A 1014-nucleotide genomic window follows, 5' to 3' on the forward strand; every position below is an offset into this window, starting at 1 on the left:
AACTGGACTTTACTTATCGCACCAAGAGGAATGATTGCGGTAAAAATTACAATCCAGATTTTAGTGTATTTGTCATTCATAGACATATAGCGTATTGTCTGTTTTGAGCAAAAAAACCAAGTAAAAATAGTAGTAAAGGCAAAACAAAACATTATAGCCATGATTAAGTAGTCAATATAAGGCCAATTCATTGCTTTTCTAAAAGCAAAGATGCACATGTTAGTGCTCTCTAAATCAGTAACCCAAGAATCTGTGACAAGCAGTACCATCGTTGTGATAAATACTACGAATACAACTATGAAAGGTGATATTATTGTGATTAGGCTCTGTTCAATGATGAATTTATTGTTGTTTTTCTTAGGAACAATTGAAGAGTGCACGATGCCTTCAAGGCCAAGCCCTATATCTGTTGCAAAAATACCTCGCAGAGTTCCGACTTGAATGATAGTCAACATCTCCACAATTAAACCCAGAGATAAACCAAAGTTAAAACTGTCAGTTGTAAAAAAGCCGCTTGTTATTAGTTTTAGAGAAGGAAGAATATTCTCACTAAACTTAAATAATATAATACCACAAAGCGTTAGGTAACTTACCGTCATTATCGGTATCATAGCTGATATGAAAATTTTAATTTTTTTTAAGCTGAGAGCTGCAACAACAAAAAATATTATGGCCATTATAATTCCACCAGTAACTATAGGCACGTCTATCATATCAAGTGGTATTGATAGAGAGTTTACCTGAACAAGGTTACCAACGGTTATCGAGACTATCATCATAATGACTAAAAACGCAATTGTGGCTTTTCTAGAGTTAAATGCATCAGCCATATAGGCCATAGGGCCACCTATAAACCGTCCATTCTTTTTCTTTCTGTTTTTTATACTCAGATAACAAGTGACATATTTTATCGCAGAAGTAATAACAACAATTATTGCCATCCACAAAATAGAGCCCGGTCCTCCAGTTTTTAGAGCAACAGCAGTTCCTGAAATATTTCCTACTCCTAAATTT

Annotated in this window: 1 protein-coding gene; it reads right to left on the reverse strand. The window is 34.4% G+C overall.

What is annotated here, in order from left to right; all coding sequences use genetic code 11:
- A partial coding sequence (locus GO685_RS05340) for an alanine:cation symporter family protein (RefSeq protein ID WP_175937883.1) occupies window positions 1-1014 on the reverse strand: 1014 nt, incomplete at both ends.

This window comes from Wolbachia endosymbiont of Madathamugadia hiepei, assembly GCF_013366855.1.
Taxonomy (GTDB): domain Bacteria; phylum Pseudomonadota; class Alphaproteobacteria; order Rickettsiales; family Anaplasmataceae; genus Wolbachia.